Annotated in this window: 16 protein-coding genes and 2 pseudogenes; 11 read left to right on the forward strand and 7 right to left on the reverse strand. The window is 75.5% G+C overall.

Features of this window, described 5'->3' with window-relative positions; translation table 11 throughout:
- Nucleotides 1–72: 72 nt before the first annotated feature.
- Nucleotides 73–240 carry a hypothetical protein gene (locus tag ACGFZ2_RS08030; RefSeq protein ID WP_393451295.1) on the reverse strand — a complete coding sequence of 56 codons (168 nt, stop codon included), beginning with the start codon at nucleotides 238–240 and terminating at the stop codon, nucleotides 73–75.
- Nucleotides 237–500 carry a hypothetical protein gene (locus ACGFZ2_RS08035; RefSeq protein WP_393451297.1) on the reverse strand — a complete coding sequence of 88 codons (264 nt, stop codon included), beginning with the start codon at nucleotides 498–500 and terminating at the stop codon, nucleotides 237–239. The genes ACGFZ2_RS08030 and ACGFZ2_RS08035 overlap by 4 nt, the downstream gene beginning before the upstream one ends.
- A 299-nt stretch (nucleotides 501–799) precedes the next feature.
- Between ACGFZ2_RS08035 and ACGFZ2_RS08040 the strand changes: the two genes are divergently transcribed.
- Nucleotides 800–1,558 carry a GntR family transcriptional regulator gene (locus tag ACGFZ2_RS08040; protein ID WP_393451300.1) on the forward strand — a complete coding sequence of 253 codons (759 nt, stop codon included), beginning with the start codon at nucleotides 800–802 and terminating at the stop codon, nucleotides 1,556–1,558.
- A gap of 61 nt (nucleotides 1,559–1,619) precedes the next feature.
- Here the strand turns inward: ACGFZ2_RS08040 and ACGFZ2_RS08045 are convergent, their stop codons facing one another.
- Together ACGFZ2_RS08045 and ACGFZ2_RS08050 are read right to left on the reverse strand one after the other, a co-directional pair.
- Entirely contained in the window at nucleotides 1,620–1,820 is a 201-nt protein-coding gene (locus tag ACGFZ2_RS08045) for a hypothetical protein (protein WP_393451303.1), read from the reverse strand.
- On the reverse strand, nucleotides 1,817–1,981 hold the full coding sequence (locus tag ACGFZ2_RS08050; RefSeq protein ID WP_393451306.1) for a hypothetical protein: 165 nt from the start codon (nucleotides 1,979–1,981) through the stop codon (nucleotides 1,817–1,819). Before ACGFZ2_RS08050 ends, ACGFZ2_RS08045 begins: the two co-directional genes overlap by 4 nt.
- A 146-nt stretch (nucleotides 1,982–2,127) precedes the next feature.
- On the opposite strand from ACGFZ2_RS08050, the gene ACGFZ2_RS08055 reads away from it, so the two are divergent.
- The 4 genes and pseudogenes from ACGFZ2_RS08055 (at nucleotide 2,128) to ACGFZ2_RS08070 (ending at nucleotide 6,753) form a co-directional block, all read left to right on the forward strand.
- Nucleotides 2,128–2,364, forward strand: a complete 237-nt coding sequence (locus ACGFZ2_RS08055) for a GntR family transcriptional regulator (RefSeq protein ID WP_393451309.1) — start codon at nucleotides 2,128–2,130, stop codon at nucleotides 2,362–2,364.
- 500 nt (nucleotides 2,365–2,864) lie between these two features.
- Complete coding sequence (locus ACGFZ2_RS08060; protein WP_393451312.1) at nucleotides 2,865–3,635, forward strand: single-stranded DNA-binding protein; 771 nt, start codon at nucleotides 2,865–2,867, stop codon at nucleotides 3,633–3,635.
- A gap of 404 nt (nucleotides 3,636–4,039) precedes the next feature.
- Nucleotides 4,040–5,047, forward strand: a pseudogene (locus ACGFZ2_RS08065) (cobalamin biosynthesis protein); the annotation flags it as partial.
- Between the two features lie 161 nt (nucleotides 5,048–5,208).
- Nucleotides 5,209–6,753: a cobyric acid synthase gene (locus ACGFZ2_RS08070; RefSeq protein ID WP_393451315.1), complete on the forward strand. Its 1,545-nt coding sequence runs from the start codon at nucleotides 5,209–5,211 to the stop codon at nucleotides 6,751–6,753.
- Between the two features lie 187 nt (nucleotides 6,754–6,940).
- Here ACGFZ2_RS08070 and ACGFZ2_RS08075 read toward each other — a convergent pair whose 3' ends face one another.
- A complete protein-coding gene (locus ACGFZ2_RS08075; RefSeq protein WP_393451470.1) occupies nucleotides 6,941–7,342 on the reverse strand; it encodes a rhodanese-like domain-containing protein in 402 nt (133 codons plus the stop codon).
- Between the two features lie 6 nt (nucleotides 7,343–7,348).
- Here ACGFZ2_RS08075 and ACGFZ2_RS08080 point away from each other — a divergent pair.
- The 4 genes and pseudogenes from ACGFZ2_RS08080 to ACGFZ2_RS08095 form a co-directional block, all read left to right on the forward strand.
- Nucleotides 7,349–8,263 (forward strand): annotated as a pseudogene (locus tag ACGFZ2_RS08080) (uridine kinase); the annotation flags it as partial.
- Nucleotides 8,256–9,608 carry a dipeptidase gene (locus tag ACGFZ2_RS08085; RefSeq protein WP_393451473.1) on the forward strand — a complete coding sequence of 451 codons (1,353 nt, stop codon included), beginning with the start codon at nucleotides 8,256–8,258 and terminating at the stop codon, nucleotides 9,606–9,608. The pseudogene ACGFZ2_RS08080 and the gene ACGFZ2_RS08085, both read left to right, overlap by 8 nt.
- 77 nt (nucleotides 9,609–9,685) lie before the next feature.
- Nucleotides 9,686–9,892 carry a hypothetical protein gene (locus tag ACGFZ2_RS08090; protein WP_350686124.1) on the forward strand — a complete coding sequence of 69 codons (207 nt, stop codon included), beginning with the start codon at nucleotides 9,686–9,688 and terminating at the stop codon, nucleotides 9,890–9,892.
- A gap of 72 nt (nucleotides 9,893–9,964) precedes the next feature.
- The gene (locus ACGFZ2_RS08095; protein WP_393451318.1) at nucleotides 9,965–11,548 is read left to right on the forward strand and encodes an ATP-dependent DNA ligase; all 1,584 of its coding nucleotides are present in this window, start codon (nucleotides 9,965–9,967) and stop codon (nucleotides 11,546–11,548) included.
- A gap of 43 nt (nucleotides 11,549–11,591) precedes the next feature.
- On the opposite strand, the gene ACGFZ2_RS08100 is transcribed toward ACGFZ2_RS08095, so the two are convergent.
- Both ACGFZ2_RS08100 and ACGFZ2_RS08105 read right to left on the reverse strand, forming a co-directional pair.
- On the reverse strand, nucleotides 11,592–12,458 hold the full coding sequence (locus tag ACGFZ2_RS08100) for a hypothetical protein (RefSeq protein ID WP_393451321.1): 867 nt from the start codon (nucleotides 12,456–12,458) through the stop codon (nucleotides 11,592–11,594).
- Nucleotides 12,459–12,571: 113 nt separating this feature from the next.
- The gene (locus tag ACGFZ2_RS08105) at nucleotides 12,572–13,399 is read right to left on the reverse strand and encodes an SURF1 family protein (protein WP_393451324.1); all 828 of its coding nucleotides are present in this window, start codon (nucleotides 13,397–13,399) and stop codon (nucleotides 12,572–12,574) included.
- A 280-nt stretch (nucleotides 13,400–13,679) separates the two neighbouring features.
- On the opposite strand from ACGFZ2_RS08105, the gene ACGFZ2_RS08110 reads away from it, so the two are divergent.
- Complete coding sequence (locus ACGFZ2_RS08110) at nucleotides 13,680–15,062, forward strand: cobyrinate a,c-diamide synthase (RefSeq protein WP_393451327.1); 1,383 nt, start codon at nucleotides 13,680–13,682, stop codon at nucleotides 15,060–15,062.
- Nucleotides 15,059–15,628, forward strand: coding sequence for a GNAT family N-acetyltransferase (locus ACGFZ2_RS08115; RefSeq protein ID WP_393260777.1), 570 nt, complete (start codon nucleotides 15,059–15,061; stop codon nucleotides 15,626–15,628). The genes ACGFZ2_RS08110 and ACGFZ2_RS08115 overlap by 4 nt, the downstream gene beginning before the upstream one ends.
- The last annotated feature ends 35 nt before the right edge of the window (nucleotides 15,629–15,663 follow it).

The following is a 15,663-nucleotide window of genomic DNA, read 5'->3' on the forward strand; positions in this document are numbered from 1 at the left end:
CGCAGGTGTGCCCGACAGGCAGGATCGTCGGCGCGCAGCCGAGGCAGCGGGACGGGACCGCGTTGTCGAGGCTCACGGCCGGAGGGCCTGGTCTACGAGCAGCGCGGCCCACGCGGTGGCCCACGGCCAGCAGCGCTTCGCGGTGCGGCAGATGCGGCAACGGCCGTCGACCTGGCGGTGCTCGTCGAGGTCTCGCTGCCAGCTGGTGGTCCGGGTGTCGGCCGCGGCCGGGATGCTCACGGCCGGGCCCTGGCGGCGGCTGCGAGCACGTCGACGGACACCAGTAACTCCCAGCACCACGGCGCGGTGCAGTCCGCGGACGGCCAGCTGCACTCCAGGCCGTGCCCGTAGACCCACATCCAGGTCGGGTCGTGGGAGGCGTAGACGTGCACGATGCGGATGTCGTGGTGCGTCTGGCCGAGGATGCCGGGGCTGGCCTGCCACTCGCCGGCCCGCACGGACACTCGGGTGCCCGGCTCGGGCATCGTCGGCGCGGTCACCGGGCTGGCCTTTCGTCGCGGTGCCCGGCCTGGTGCCGCCGGGCCTGGTCGCGTAGCCGCTGGACGGCTGCGGCCTGGTCCTCGGCGTTCCAGACCTGGCCAGGACTGGACCGGGGAGCCTGCGATTTGCGGGTGACGAGGGTGAGGAGCCATTGCCACATCGACGTCCCTCCAGGGTCGATGGGTTTGCGTACGCAAACCTCTACGGAGAGTGTGCGCGGGGTCAGGCTGGCCCGTCAAGCATTTGGGTACGCATACTGTTGGCGCTGATCGTCCACTCGGGGAGGGAGGCCGCACCGATGCCGCCGATGGGATACCGGCAGATTGCCGCCGCACTCCGCGCGGCCATCGACGCAGGGGAGCATCCGCCCGGCTCGCGCCTGCCCACCGAGGCCGAGCTGGCGGCGGAGTACGACGTCTCCCGCGAGACCGTCCGGCGCGCCCTGGCGGTGCTCAAGGCGGCCGGCCTGGTGACGACCGCGACCAGTCAGGGCACGGTGGTGGCGCGTCCGCCGGTGCGGGTACGGCTGGCGCACTACGCCACTGCGGCCGACCCGGATCGGCCCGGCCGGGACCTCGGCCCGTGGGAGACCGCCTGCGCGGAGCAGGGTGTGACGTCGCGCGTGGAGGTGACCGGCGTCGACCGCGTCCCGGCACCGGAGCAGGTGGCCGAGCTGCTCGGGCTGCCAGCCGGCAGCGAGGTGGTCCGCCGCGGTCGCCGCATGTTCGCCGGCGAGGACCTGGCCCAGGTGCAGGAGTCGTGGGTGCCGGCCGACGTCGCCGCCGGCACGCCGCTGGAGCGGCCGGAGAAGCTCGTCGGCGGGCTGTACGCGGCGCTGACTGCTGCCGGCGTGGAGCTGGCGGCGGCGACTGAGGAGGTGGCCGGCCGTGGCCCGACGGCCGAGGAGCAGGATCTGCTCGGCCTGCCGGAGGCCGGCACCGTGCTCGAGGTGTGGCGGGTGACCCGGGACCGGACGGGTCGGGCGGTGGAGGTGCTTCACACCGTCTCGGATATCCGCCGGGTGGCGCGGGTCTACGAGGACCTGCCGATCGGCTGACGCCGGGCAGGCGGGCGCGCCGGACCGCTCCCGAGTGCTGCACGTGCGGGACGCAGCTCGCTCACCGTCCGGACCTCCACGCCCGTTCCAGTTCCTCGGCCAGCCGGTCGCGCTCGTACTGGCGCTGCTCGTCCTCGGTGGCCGTCCACCAAGTCCGGGCCGGCGCTGGCTCGGCAGGCTGCGGGGCAACCGCGGCCAACAGCAGCAGCACGCCCAGGAGCGTGGCGAGGATGGCGGCCTGGACGGCGACGACGACTCTCACCGCATGACGCCGATCACAACGCCTGCGGCGATGACCAACGCGGCCAGGATGGCGACGAGACGCTCGGAACGGGTCACCGGCGCCACCGACGCCGGCGCCGGCTGATTGACACGGCCCCCGCCGGGGATGGGTGGCGGGCTGGCGTGCGGGTAGTCGGGCATCACAATGATCACCCCGGATCAACTCTTGATCACCGCATGATTACTCTTCGCACCGTACTTAGGGTGCTTAGGGAGGTCAAGGACGCGGCTGTTGCCCTCTGTCGCTCATGGTGTAATTCGCGGGCCCAACCCCTGGAGATCCCTATATGCCCGCCCGCTGGCTCACCTATGAGCAGATCGCTGCTGACCTCGCCGAGAGAATCGCTCGTGGTGAATACGCGCCCGGCACACGGCTGCCGAGCACCCGCGCCCTCGCTGAGTTGTATTCGGTGTCCACGGCGACGGTCGAGCGGGCCCACATTGTTCTGCGCGAGCGAGGCCTGACGTTCGGGGTCACCGGTAGGGGCGTATTCGTGGCGGAACGTGAAGAAGGCAACTCGTAGCGCTATCAGGAAATCTGATGTCGTGCCCACGCTTCGTAGTACGTGAGCATGCGTGTCGGTCTATTCGCGTTCCGTGATCAAATCCGCCGTTCGGGCGCTCCGCCCGCTCACGCTGGGTGGTCGTGGTCTGGTCTATACCACGTGGAACTTCCACCCGCCACTCGGGGCGGTGCTCGGCTGGGGACAGCTACCTCAGTTCACCTGAGCAGGGCTTTCGCAGGCGGGTCGCACGGGTGTTTCATCAGTGCTCCGGTTTGAGTCTCCGTTAAGACAAGGAGCCCGCGTGCGCCACAATCCCTCCCCAATCCTCTTCCTCAGCGCCATCGCCGCCGCCACCGCCACCGCCTGTTGGGTGGTGAGGCGCGAGTGTCTTCGGGTCCGCCAGGCCGTCCGGGTACCACAGGATCCCCTGCCGCCCGTTGACTGCGAGACGGCCGCAGCACTCAGGCGGATCAACCTCCGGCTGGTGCACGGCAGCAGGTCCTGAAGGCGCGTGGGGGATGGGTGATGGTGGTAGTTACCCATCCCCCACCATCGTGGGCAACGTGTTGACGGCCCCGGAGTGGCGCCGCACCACCCAGAGCAACACCCTGGTGGCCAACTTCAAGGTCGCCTCCACCGCTCGCCGGCTCGACCGCGACAGCGGTCGCTGGGTCGACGGCAACAGCCTGCGCGTCCGCGTCAACTGCTGGCGCAAGCTCGCCGAGGGCGTGGCCGCCTCGGTGATGGTCGGCGACCCGGTGATGGTCTGTGGGCGGCTCTACACCCGCGACTGGACCGACGACGCCGGCAACCACCGCACCCTCTACGAGCTGGAGGCGGTCGCCGTCGGTCACGACCTGTCCCGGGGCCGGGGCCGGTTCATGCGCAACCGGCCGAGCATGACCACCAGCACCGTCGAGGACGCGGAGGCCGAGCACCGGGTGCACGGCGAGGCGACCGAGCCGGTGCCGGACGAGGACGCCCCCGCCCGGCCCGACGGCCGGCTGCTCGACGTCGAGTTCGAGCTGCCCGACTTCGGCCCGTCCGGGGCCGGCCCTGGCCTGCCGGCCGACGCCGGCTTCGACGGCTCGCTCGACCCCTTCGACGACCTGGCGGACGGCAGCCGCGACGAGGAACCCGCCGGCCCCGCGCCGGAGGCCGGCGACCCGACGCCGGTGCCCGAGGAGTCCGACGCGCCAGCGGGCTCGCACCCCGAGGAGACCGACGCGGGTTTCACCCCGAACGGGCGCGGCCGACGGGGTCGGGGGCGGGTGCCGCAGCCGGCGTGACCGGGCGGGCCCGGGCGACACGACGGGGGCGGGGTGACGTCGGCCACGCCGTCGTCACCCCGCGTGTCTCCCGCGCCCCCGTCCGGCGGACCCCGGCCGGTGTCGGCGGGCGCGTCCCCCGGCAGGGGTGGGGCGCGGCCCGTGGCGGTCGGGGGACTCCTGCCGGCGAGCACGGCCGTTGTCGGTGTGGCACGGCCCCTGTCGGGGCCCTTGTCGGTGGCACGGCCCCTGTCGGGGGCGGTGGCACAGCCCTTGTCGGCGGGCACGGCCCTGTCGGCGGGCCTTGTCGGCGTGGCGCGGTCCCTGTCGGCGGGCCGCCCGGTCGCTGGCCCGCGAGGACCGGTCGCTCCCGCCCGAGGGCGGGAAGGCGCTCGGCTAGGCTGGCCGGCCGGAGGTGATGGCGGGTGCGACAGGCGACGCCGGTGGCGACCGCGGCGGGACTGGTCGCGGGGTACGCCCTCGACGCGCTCCTCGGCGACCCCCGCCGCTACCACCCCGTGGCCGGTTTCGGCCGCGCCGCCGGAGCCCTGGAGCGGTGGATCTACCGCCCGGACAGGGGCGCCGGTACGGCGTTCGCCGCGCTGGCGGTCGGCGCGCCGGTGCTGCTCGGCGTGGCCGCGACGGTTGCCACCCGACACCGGCCGGTGGCCCGGGCGGCACTGGTCGCCGCCGGGACCTGGACGGTGCTGGGCGGGCGTACCCTGCGGCACGAGGCCACCGTGATGGGGCGGGCCCTGCGCGACGGCGACCTGCCGGCGGCGCGGCAGCGGCTCGGTCATCTCTGCGGCCGGGACCCGTCGGCGCTCGACGAGCCCGAGCTGGCCCGCGCGACCGTGGAGTCGGTCGCCGAGAACACGTCGGACGCCGTCGTCGCCCCGCTGCTCTGGGGCGCGGTCGCGGGCCTGCCCGGCCTGCTCGGCTACCGGGCGGCGAACACCCTCGACGCGATGGTGGGCCACCGCTCGCCCCGCTACGCCCGGTTCGGCACCCCGGCCGCCCGCCTCGACGACCTGCTCAACCTGGTGCCCGCGCGGCTGACCGGGCTGCTCACCATCGCCGTCGCGCCGACCGCCGACGGCGACCGGGAACGCGCCTGGCGGGTGTGGCGCCGGGACCGCGACGACCACCCCAGCCCGAACGCCGGGCAGTGCGAGGCCGCGATGGCCGGCGCCCTCGGCGTACGGCTCGGCGGGCGCAACGTCTACTTCGGCCGCTCGGAGGTGCGGCCGTTCCTCGGCGACGGCCCCCGGCCCGAGGCGCGGCACCTGAAGCGGGCCGCCCGGATCTCGGGCGCGGTCGGGCTGGCCGCGCTCGGCCTGGCGGCCGCCTACCCGCTGACCGTCGGTCGCCTGGTGACCGCCGTCGGCCGCCGCGCCCTCGGCCGGGGCGCTGTGGTGCGGCGCGCGCTGCGGCGGCCCGACACCGGGCAGGGCATCCTCGGGCAGCGCGCCGGGAATCGAAGCGCCGCCGGTCCGCTGGTGGGTGCCACCGGCCCGCTGGCGGGCACCGACGGTCCGCTGGTGGGTGCCACCGGTCGCCGCGTCGCGGCGACGGCGGGGCGGGTGAGCGGCCGGTGAGCGGCGGGCTGCTGGTCGCCGGCACGACCTCCGACGCCGGCAAGAGTGTGCTCACTGCCGGCATCTGCCGGTGGTTGCACCGCCGGGGCGTGAAGGTGGCGCCGTTCAAGGCCCAGAACATGTCCAACAACTCGGCCGTGGTCGTCGGCGCGGACGGCCGGGGCGGCGAGATCGGCCGGGCCCAGGCGATGCAGGCGGCGGCCTGCGGGCTCGCCCCCGACCTGCGGTTCAACCCCGTCCTGCTCAAGCCGGGCAGCGACCTGGCCAGCCAGGTGGTGCTGCTCGGCGAGGCCGTCGACACGGTCACCGCCGGCAACTTCCGCCAGCTGCGGCCCCGCCTCGCCGAGACGGCGTACGCGGCGCTCGCCGAGCTGCGGGAGGCGTACGACGTGGTGATCTGCGAGGGGGCGGGCAGCCCGGCGGAGATCAACCTGCGGGCCGGCGACTACGTCAACATGGGCCTGGCCCGGCACGCCGACCTGCCCACGATCGTGGTCGGCGACATCGACCGGGGCGGGGTGTTCGCCTCGATGTTCGGCACCGTCGCCCTGCTGGACCCGGCCGACCAGGCACTGATCGCCGGGTTCGTGATCAACAAGTTCCGGGGCGACCTCGGGCTCCTCCGGCCCGGGCTGGACATGCTGCACCGGGTCACCGGTCGGCCGACGTACGGGGTGCTGCCCTGGGCGCTCGACCTCTGGCTCGACGCCGAGGACTCGCTCGCGTACGGGCGGGTGCTCGGCCGGCCGGCCGCCCCGCGCGGCACCGACTGGCTGGACGTCGCCGTGGTCCGGCTGCCCCGGATCAGCAACGCCACGGACGTCGAGGCGCTCGCCACCGAGCCCGGCGTACGGGTGCGGCTGACCGTCGAGCCGGCCGAACTGGCCGCCGCCGACCTGGTCGTCCTGCCCGGCTCGAAGTCGACCGTGGCGGACCTGGCCTGGCTGCGGGAGACCGGGCTCGCCGACGCGGTGCTGGCGCACGCGGCGGCGGGCAGGCCGCTGCTCGGCATCTGCGGCGGCTTCCAGATGCTGGCCCGGGCCATCCACGACCCGGTGGAGAGCCGGCAGGGGAGCGTGCCGGGGCTGGGCCTGCTGCCGATCGAGGTCACCTTCGACCCACGCAAGACCGTCCGGCAGTCCGTCGGGGCTGCCGGCGGCGACGTCCCGGTCCGTGGTTACGAGATCCACCACGGCTACGTCTCGCACGCCGATCCCACGCTGACCCCGCTGCTGACCTGCGCTGACGGCAGCGGCGAGGGCGCGGTGGCGGGCACGGTGCACGGCACCCACTGGCACGGAGCCTTCGAGTCCGACGAATTCCGCCGCCGTTTCCTGACCGAGGTGGCCCGGCTGGCCGGCCGGTCCGGCTTCCGGGTCGCGCCGGACACGTCGTTCGCCGCCGCCCGCGAGCGCTCCCTCGACCTGCTCGGCGACCTGGTCGAGGAGCACCTGGACACCGACGCCCTCTGGCGCCTCGTCGAGACCGGCCCGCCGGCCGACCTCCCCTTCATCCCACCCGGCGCCCCACCGGCCCCCTGACCCGCCCCGCCCCCGCGCACGTCCGTGTCGAACGGGCCTGTGGGCTTGGGTGCCGTGCCTGCGCCTCGCACCTTCGCGCCACCGATGGTGGTCCCATGGACGGGGCAGCTCGACAGTGGCCGGACGGTGGGTGGCGGACCCAGACCATTCGGATCGGAGCCGCCGGATCGGACCCGCCGGTCCGGAGTCAGTAGCGGATGTCGGCCGGGCGGTCGGACATGGGCAGCCCCGCCTCGCGCCACGCCTGTACGCCGCCGATCACGTCGGTGGCGCGGTGCAGCCCGAGCGCCCGCAGGCTCGCCACCGCGAGGCTGGAGGCGTAGCCCTGCCGGCACACCACGACGATGCGCCGGTCGTAACCCGTGGCCTCGGGGATCCGCCAGGCGCTGGCCGGGTCCAGCCGCCATTCCAGCACCGTCCGGTCGATCACGACGGCACCCGGGAGGTCGCCCTGTTCCCGGCGCTGCACGTCGGTGCGGGTGTCGACCAGCAACGCCCCGGTGCGGACCGCCTCGACGGTCTGGTGCGGGGTCAGCCGGCGCACCCCTACGCGGGCCTGTTCCAGCAGGGCGTCGACGCCCGGACTCATCACGCTGTGGGACACCAGCCGATCATCCCGCCCGGTCCGGGGCCCCGCCGACCGAACGCCCCGGCCAGCCCGACGACCGCTCGTTCGGGCGACCCCCGATCGGTGTGCCCGCACGGCGGTCGCCCCCGACGCCATGCCGGTGCCCGCCCACGCGCCGTCCGCGCGGCTCGCCCGTCGTCGGTCCGCTCCGGGCCTCCCACTACCGTCGGCCAGGTGGTGGTGGTGGCGGTGGTCGAGGCGTACGACCGGTTGGCCCGGCGGGTGCTCGCCGGGCCGGCGCGGTTGGGGCGGACCCGGCTCGTGGTGGTGGACGGGCCGAGCGGCGCGGGCAAGAGCGTCTTCGCGGCGCGGCTCGCGGACGCCCTCGCCGACCTGCCCGGCGCCGGGCGGCCGCCCGTGGTGCACACCGACGACCTGCTCGACGGGTGGGACGACCAGCTCACCTTCTGGCCCCGGCTCGAAGAGTGCGTGCTGGCGCCGCTGCGCGCCGGTCGGCCGGGGGCGTACCGCCGGTACAGCTGGGTCCGCCGGGCCTTCCTGCCCCGTCCGGTGCCGGTGCCGGTCGCGCCGGTGCTGGTGGTGGAGGGGGTCAGCGCGGCGCGGGCCGAGGCCGCGGCCGACCGCACCCTCGCGGTCTTCGTCACCGCCCCGGCTCCGCTGCGGCTCACCCGGGCCGTGCGGCGGGACGGCTCCGGTATCCTGCCGGAGCTGCGCCGCTGGCACCTCGGGGAGCGGGCGCACTTCGCCGCGGACCGCACCGAGGCCCGGGCCGACCTGGTGGTCGACGGCGCGCCGACCCTGCCGCACGACGCCGCCCGCTACTACGTGCGGCGGCGCTGACCAGGGTGGCCGTGGCCTCAGGCGAGGCGATCGGTAAGGCCGGCATACGATGCCGGTCATGACCACACCGATCATGTCCGAGTCCGAGGTCCGGGCCGCCGTCGAGCGGGAGCTGCCCGGCGTCCGTGCCGACCTGGAACGCCTCGTCCGCATCCCCGGCATCGCGTTCGAGGGCTTCGACCACTCGCACGTGGAGCGCTCCGCCGAGGCGGTGGCCGAGCTGCTGCGCGGCTGCGGCCTCGACGTCAAGATCGTGCGCTCCGGCGGCCAGCCGGCGGTCATCGGGAAGAAGCCCGCCCCGCCCGGTGCGCCGACGGTGCTGCTCTACGCCCACCACGACGTTCAGCCGGTGGGCGACCTGTCGCTGTGGGAGTCGGACCCGTTCGAGCCCGTGGAGCGGGACGGCCGGCTCTACGGCCGGGGCGCCGCCGACGACAAGGCCGGCATCATGGCGCACGTCGCGGCGCTGCGCGCGTTCGGGGACGCGCTGCCGGTGGGCGTGGTCCTCTTCATCGAGGGCGAGGAGGAGTACGGCTCCGACTCGCTGGAGCGGCTGCTCGCCGAGCACCGCGACGAGATCGCGTCGGACGTGATCGTCATCGCCGACTCCGGCAACTGGGACATCGGCGTGCCGGCGCTGACCACCTCGCTGCGCGGCATCGTCAACTGCTTCGTCGAGGTGCGCACCCTCGACCACGCCGTGCACAGCGGCATGTTCGGCGGCGCGGTGCCGGACGCGCTGACCGCGCTGGTCCGGCTGCTGGCCACCCTGCACACCGACGCCGGCGACGTTGCCGTCGACGGCCTGGTGGGCCGGGAGGGCGCGGCCGTCGACTACCCGGCGGAGCGGATTCGCGCCGAGGCCGGGCTGAGTGAGGGCGTGGACTTCATCGGCACCGGGCGGATCACCGACCGGCTCTGGACCAAGCCGGCCCTCGCGGTGCTCGGCATCGACGCCCCGGCCACCGGCGAGGCGCCGAACGCCCTGGTCCCGACCGCGAAGGCGAAGCTGAGCGTGCGGCTCGCGCCGGGCGACGACCCCAAGCGGGCGTACGCGGCCCTGCGCGCCCACCTGGAGAAGTACGCGCCGTGGGGTGCGCGGGTGACGGTCACCTTCGAGCACGACGGTGACCCGTGTGTCATCGACGCGTCCGGCCCTATGTTCGACGCCGCCCGTTCGGCGTTCCGGACCGCCTGGGACGGCACCGACCCGGTGGACATCGGCATCGGCGGCTCGATCCCGTTCATCGCCACCTTCCAGGAGATGTTCCCGCGGGCGGCGATCCTGGTGACCGGCGTCGAGGACCCGCACGCCCGGGCGCACGGCCCGAACGAGAGCCTGCACCTCGGCGAGTTCGCCCGGGTCTGCCTGGCCGAGGCGCTGCTGCTGAAGAAGGTCGCCGAGGCGGGCGCCGACGGGCGTTAGGTGTCGGAACCGTAACTTCCGGGTCGATGTGGGAGTTTGCGGTGTGTCGGGCGTGGGCTTGTTATAGCCTCTCGAACATGCGTACGAACGAGGTGATGAGCCGGCTCGAAGCCGCCGTCAGCGCTCTGGGGGACGTCGATGTCTCCGCGTGGCCCGAGGACACGCTCAAGGAACAGCTCGGTGAGCTCTCCGCCGCCCTGGTCGCGCTCGACACGGTGCTCTCCCGGGTCGCCGACGAGATCCGCGCCCGCGGGCTCCGCATCGAGGAGCCCGTCTCGGCCTGACCGCCCGGCCGCGTGACGGCCCGGGCACGGCAATGCCCGGGTGGTGTCGGGGGTGGCTGGCAGGATGGACCCGTGCGGTTCATCGACCTGGCAGCCACCTCCGCCGCCGTCGGCGCCACCCGGGCCCGACGGGCCAAGGTGGAGCTGCTCGCCGAGGCGCTGCGGTCGCTCGACCCCGACGAGGTCGCGGCCGGCTCGGGGTGGCTGGCCGGCGAGCTGCGCCAGCGGCAGACCGGGGTGGGCTGGGCGAGCCTGCGTGACCTGCCGCCCCCGGCGGCCGAGCCGACCCTGACCGTGGCCGCCGTCGACGCGGCCGTCGACGAGATCGCGGCGGTGCGTGGGCCGGGGTCGCAGGCCCGCCGCCGGGCGCTGCTCGGTGCGCTCTACGCCGCCGCCACCGCCGACGAGCAGCGGCTGCTGACCGGCCTGTTCAGTGGCGAGCTGCGGCAGGGCGCCCAGGCGGGGCTGCTCGCCGACGCGGTGGCCCGGGCGGCCGACGTGCCGGTCGCCGCCGTACGCCGGGCTCTGCTGCTCGCCGGCGACCTGCGGGCGGTCGCGGTCGCCGCGCTCGACGGCGGCGCGCCGGCGCTGGCCGCCTTCGGCCTCCAGGTCGGCCGCCCGCTCGCACCGATGCTGGCCCAGAGCGCGCCCTCGGTGGACGAGGCGCTCGCCGCCACCGGCACGCCCGCCGTGGTCGACGTCAAGCTCGACGGCATCCGGATCCAGGTGCACCGCTCCGGCCACGACATCGCCGTCTTCACCCGCAGCCTCGACGACATCACCGCCCGGGTGCCCGAGGTGGTGGCCGCCGTGCGGGCGCTGCCCGCCCGCGAGCTGGTGCTCGACGGCGAGGCGATCGGGCTCGACGAGACGGGCCGGCCGCTGCCCTTCCAGGAGACGTCGAGCCGCGCGGCGCGGCGCACCACGCCGAGCACCACCGGCCGGGCCCCGGTCGCCCCGGCCGTGCTCGCCGCCGCCGAGTCCACCGGCGAGACGGTGCTGACGCCGTACTTCTTCGACCTGCTGCACCTCGACGGCAACGACCTGATCGACCTGCCCGGCCGGGAGCGCTGGGCCGCGCTCGCCGCCGCGGTCGACCCTCCGCTGCTGGTCGGCCGGATGGAGGTCGACGGCCCGGAGCGGGCCGGCGAGGCGTTCGCCGCCGCGGTCGACGCCGGCCAGGAGGGGGTCGTGGTGAAGGCGCCCGACGCCCCCTACGACGCCGGCCGCCGGGGCGCCGCCTGGGTCAAGGTGAAGCCCCGGCACACTCTCGACCTGGTGGTGCTCGCGGTGGAGTGGGGCAGCGGCCGGCGCCAGGGCTGGCTGTCCAACCTGCACCTCGGCGCGCGGGACCCGCGCACCGGCGACTTCGTGATGCTCGGCAAGACGTTCAAGGGCCTGACCGACGAGGTGCTGCGCTGGCAGACCGAGCGGTTCCTCTCCCTCGCCGTCGAGCGCGGCGACTGGGTGGTGCGGGTCCGCCCCGAGCAGGTGGTCGAGATCGCCTTCGACGGGGTGCAGACCAGCTCCCGCTATCCGGGCGGGGTGGCGCTGCGCTTCGCCCGGGTGGTGCGCTACCGCGACGACAAGACGGCGGCCGAGGCCGACACCATCGACGCCGTACGCGCCATCCACGCAGGGCGGGCCAGCGGCTGACCGCCCGGCGGGGGTGTGCCGGGCGGCGCGAGCCGTGGGCGGGTCACATGTTCGACAGCGACCGGGCGTAGTTGACCTGGTTGTTGATGTGCTGCACCTGGGCCTGGTTCGCGACGGGCATCCGGGCCACGTACTGCTGGGCGCCGTTCGACACGGTGATCTGCACGGTGCCGTGGTGCCGGGTCTCCTTGATCAGCAGGAACAGCAGGCTGAAGATGGTCAGGCAGAAGAAGCCGACGATGGCGCACACCACCGCCCAGGTGGCGGTCTTCTGCTCCTGCTGCCAGTGGTCGACGACGTGCCAGGAGGCGCCGGCGAGCGGCAGCACGCCGGCCGGCGTGTGGATCACCGGCGGGCTCACCATGATCTCGCCGATCTGCACCGCCACCGCACCCTGGGCGGGCGGCGGGTAGCCGGCCGGCAGCGGGCCCGGCTGCCCGACCGCGGGCGCCATCACCGGCGGGTGCGGCCCCGGCCGGACCAGATCCGTACCGGGCGACGCCGCGTAGGGCTGGGCCGGCGGGGCGGAGTACTGCCCGGCGGCCGGTGGGACGGAGTAGGGCTGGGCCGGCGGCGCGGAGTAGGGCTGGGCCGGTGGGGCGGAGTACTGCCCGGCGGCCGGTGGGACGGAGTAGGGCTGGGCCGGCGGCGCGGAGTAGGGCTGGGCCGGTGGGGCGGAGTAGGGCTGGGCCGGCGGCGCGGAGTACTGCGCGGCGGCCGGCGGGGCGGAGTAGGGCTGGGCCGGTGGGGCGGAGTCCGGGCCGGGGAGCGGCGGTGCGAGGTGGGGCGGCGCTGCCGGCGGCGCCTGGTGGCCGGCCGAGACCGGGGCGGATGCCCAGGGATCGGTCGTCGGGTGCGGCTGAGTCGGCGGCTCCGAGGGCGGCAGCGGCATGGTGGGATCAGGGGTCACTGCGAACCCCCACGCAGATTGATCATTGACGGACCCTACAACGGGACCGGTATGGCCGAGGAATCGCGGATCGTCCGTCCTGCGCCCGGAACCGGCGCGGCGGACCGCACCGCTCAGGCGACGCTGTGCGACGCCGGCTCCGCGGCGCGGTCGGAGGGCCGCTCCTGCCCCACGCCGGCCAGCCGGCGGGCCTCCCGGCGGGCCACCCAGCCGTAGCCGAAGAGGGTCATCGCGGCGAAGATCCACCACTGCACGACGTAGCCGAAGTTCTGCCAGTTGTTGGTGTGCCCGACCGGCACGTCCTTGAAGGTCGGGTCGGCCGCCGGGGTCTGCTCGTCCAGCAGCAGGTACGCCCCGTGCACCGGGTACGGCAGCTCCTGGGCCAGCCGGGGCACGCCGATCCGCCGGGTCTCCAGCTTGCCGTCGCGCCGGGTGACGCCGACCGAGCCGCTCTCGCTCAGGTGCACCCGGCCCGTCACGGTGACCTCACCGGTGGGGGCGGGCGGCACGTCCGGCTGGACGGTCGCGTCACCGCCCGGGGCCGGCGGGATCCAACCCCGGTCCACCAGCACCGCCGTGCCGTCGGCCAGCACGAGCGGGGTGACCACCTCGAAGCCGACCGTGCGCTCCACGGCGCGGCCCCGGACCAGGACGACGTTCGCCGAGTCGTACCGGCCCGTCACGGTGACCTTGGTCCAGGACCTGTCCTCGGCGGGCGCGGGGCCGGCCGTGCCGCTGCCTCCGGTCGGGGCGGGCAGCACGTCGCGCAGCGGGACCGGGTCCATCCGCAGGCCGGCGTCGATCCGTTCGTTGATCGCCGTACGCCCGTGGTAGCGGTCCAGCTGCCAGTTGCCGAGCAGCACCATCACCGCCGCGGCGACCAGGGTCAGCGCGAGGATGCCCAGCCAGCGCGGCGTCAGCAGGAACCGGTACACGACCACGAGGCTACCCCTGTGCTCCGGGCCACCGACCTCGGTGGCCCCGATCCGCGCCGGGTCACCGACCTCGGTGGCCCCGATCCGCGCCGGGTCACCGGCCTCCGCGGGCCCGATCCGCGCCGGGTCACCGGTCTCGGAGGCCCCGGTCCGCCCCGGCGCCGCGCGCCCGACAGGTCCGCTCGGCGGCGGCCACCCGCCCGCCCGCGTCGGCTATCGTCACGCGGGCGGACCGGCCCGGTCGGCCCGCCGCAGGGTTCCCCCGCCGCCCCGCAGGGAGTCGATGATGACCGTCGTGCCGCGCCTGGTGCTCAGTGCGCCGTCCTCCGGCCACGGCAAGAACACGTTGGCGATCGGGCTGCTCGCGGCGCTCGCCGACCGGGGCGTCGACGTCGCCGGGTTCAAGATCGGCCCGGACCACGTCGACGCCGCGTACCTCGGGCTCGCCGCGGGGCGCCCCGGTCGCACCCTCGACCCCCGGCTGGTCGGCGCCGACCGGATCGCCCCGCTGGTCGCCCACGGGGCGTCGGGCGCCGGGCTCGCGCTGGTGCAGGGCAGCATGGGGCTGTACGACAGCCTCGCCGGCCGTCCGGAGAGCGAGTCGACGGCCGCCGTGGCGACCGCGCTGCGCAGCCCCGTCGTGCTGGTGGTCGACGTCGCCGCGATGGGGCAGTCGGTGGCCGCCCTGGTGCACGGCTTCCGGGCGTACGACGAGCAGCTCTGGCTCGGCGGGGTGGTCCTCAACCGGGTGGCCTCGGCGCGGCACGAGGAGCTGCTGCGCGCGGCACTCGACGACGTCGGCGTACCGGTCTACGGGGTGCTGCGCCGCCACGACCTGCCGGCGGTGCTGCCGCCGCGCCGGCACGGGGCGGTGCCCGCGCTCGCCCGCACCGGTGAGGCCACCCGCGCCGTCCGCCGGCTCGGCGAGGCGGTCGCCGCCACGGTCGACCTGGACCGCCTGCTGGGACTGGCCCGCTCCGCCCCGCCCCTGCCGACGCCGCCGTGGTCGCCCGAGGCCGGCCGGCCCGCCGCCGGCCCGCGCCCGGTCGTCGCGGTCGCCGGGGCGGCGGGCGGCAGCTACGGCCACGCCGAGGCCACGGAGCTGCTCCGGGCGGCCGGCGCGGAGGTGGTGACGGTCGACCCGCTGCACGACGAGGCGCTGCCCGCCGGTGCCGCCGCGCTGGTCGTCGGCGGCGGGCTTCCCGAGTCGTACGCCGAGCAGCTCTCCGCCAACCGTCGGCTCTGCATCGCGGTCGCCGAGCTGGCCCGCACCGGGCGGCCGGTCGTCGCCGAGGGCGCCGGCCTGCTCTGGCTGGCCCGGGAGCTGGACGGGCTGCCCATGTGCGGGGTGCTCGACGCGGTCGGGACCAGCCGGGACGGCCTGGTCGTCGGCTACCGGGAGGCGACCGCCCTGACCGACAGCGTGGTGGCGCCGGCGGGCACGGTGGTGACCGGGCACAAGGAGCACCGCGCCGTGCTCACCCCGCGCGCCGGCGCGCGGGCGGCCTGGAGTTGGGCCGGCGGGGCGCCCGAGGGCTTCGTCTGGCGGGGCGTGCACGCCTCGCAGCTCACCGTGCACTGGGCGGCGTACCCGCAGCTCGCCGCCCGGCTCGTCGGCGCGGCGGCGGAGGCGGCGGCCGACCCCGCGACCGCCGGGGTGCCCGCGTGATCGGCCAGGTGGCGGTGCGCCGCTTCCCGGCGCTGACGGTCTCCACGCCCCGCACCGAGGTACGCGCGCTGACCGCCGCCGACGCGAAGGCCGCCGACGAGGTCTTCGCCGACCGGCAGACCCAGCGGTGGCTGCCGCTGGTCGACACGTCCGGCCAGATCGACGGGCTGGCCTGGTGCACCGACCTGGCCCGGCAGCGGCGTGACAGCGGCGACGGCGACCACTACGCGGTGGTGCGGCGGGAGGACGACCGGGTGGTCGGCTGCCTGTGGACCCGGCGCACCGACTGGGGCGCCCGGTGCACCGAGGTCTCCTACGCGATGGCGGCGCACGCGCGGGGCTTCGGGCTGGCCGCCGAGGCGGTCGACGCGCTCGCCATCGCGCTGATCCTCGAACACGGCTTCCAGCGCGTCGAGCTGCGCGTCGCCCCCGGCAACCTGGCCTCCCGCCGGGTCGCCGAGAAGGCCGGCTTCAGCTACGAGGGACTGCTGCGCAACGCCGGCTTCGTCCGGGGTGGCCGGGTCGACCTGGAGGTCTGGTCCTTCGTCGCCGCCGACCTGCACTGACTCCTGAGGCTGGCCGGGTCGGTCGGCCGGCGGCG

Origin of the sequence: Micromonospora sp. NPDC048063 (assembly GCF_043202855.1) — a bacterium.
GTDB lineage: Bacteria > Actinomycetota > Actinomycetes > Mycobacteriales > Micromonosporaceae > Micromonospora.

Coding starts and splice junctions, on each gene's coding strand:
- ACGFZ2_RS08110 (WP_393451327.1), top strand. CDS start 13,680: ATGACCGTCGTGCCGCGCCTGGTGCTCAGTGCGCCGTCCTCCGGCCAC.
- ACGFZ2_RS08090 (WP_350686124.1), top strand. CDS start 9,686: ATGCGTACGAACGAGGTGATGAGCCGGCTCGAAGCCGCCGTCAGCGCT.
- ACGFZ2_RS08075 (WP_393451470.1), bottom strand. CDS start 7,342: ATGAGTCCGGGCGTCGACGCCCTGCTGGAACAGGCCCGCGTAGGGGTG.
- ACGFZ2_RS08055 (WP_393451309.1), top strand. CDS start 2,128: ATGCCCGCCCGCTGGCTCACCTATGAGCAGATCGCTGCTGACCTCGCC.
- ACGFZ2_RS08040 (WP_393451300.1), top strand. CDS start 800: ATGCCGCCGATGGGATACCGGCAGATTGCCGCCGCACTCCGCGCGGCC.
- ACGFZ2_RS08060 (WP_393451312.1), top strand. CDS start 2,865: ATGGGTGATGGTGGTAGTTACCCATCCCCCACCATCGTGGGCAACGTG.
- ACGFZ2_RS08085 (WP_393451473.1), top strand. CDS start 8,256: ATGTCCGAGTCCGAGGTCCGGGCCGCCGTCGAGCGGGAGCTGCCCGGC.
- ACGFZ2_RS08050 (WP_393451306.1), bottom strand. CDS start 1,981: ATGCCCGACTACCCGCACGCCAGCCCGCCACCCATCCCCGGCGGGGGC.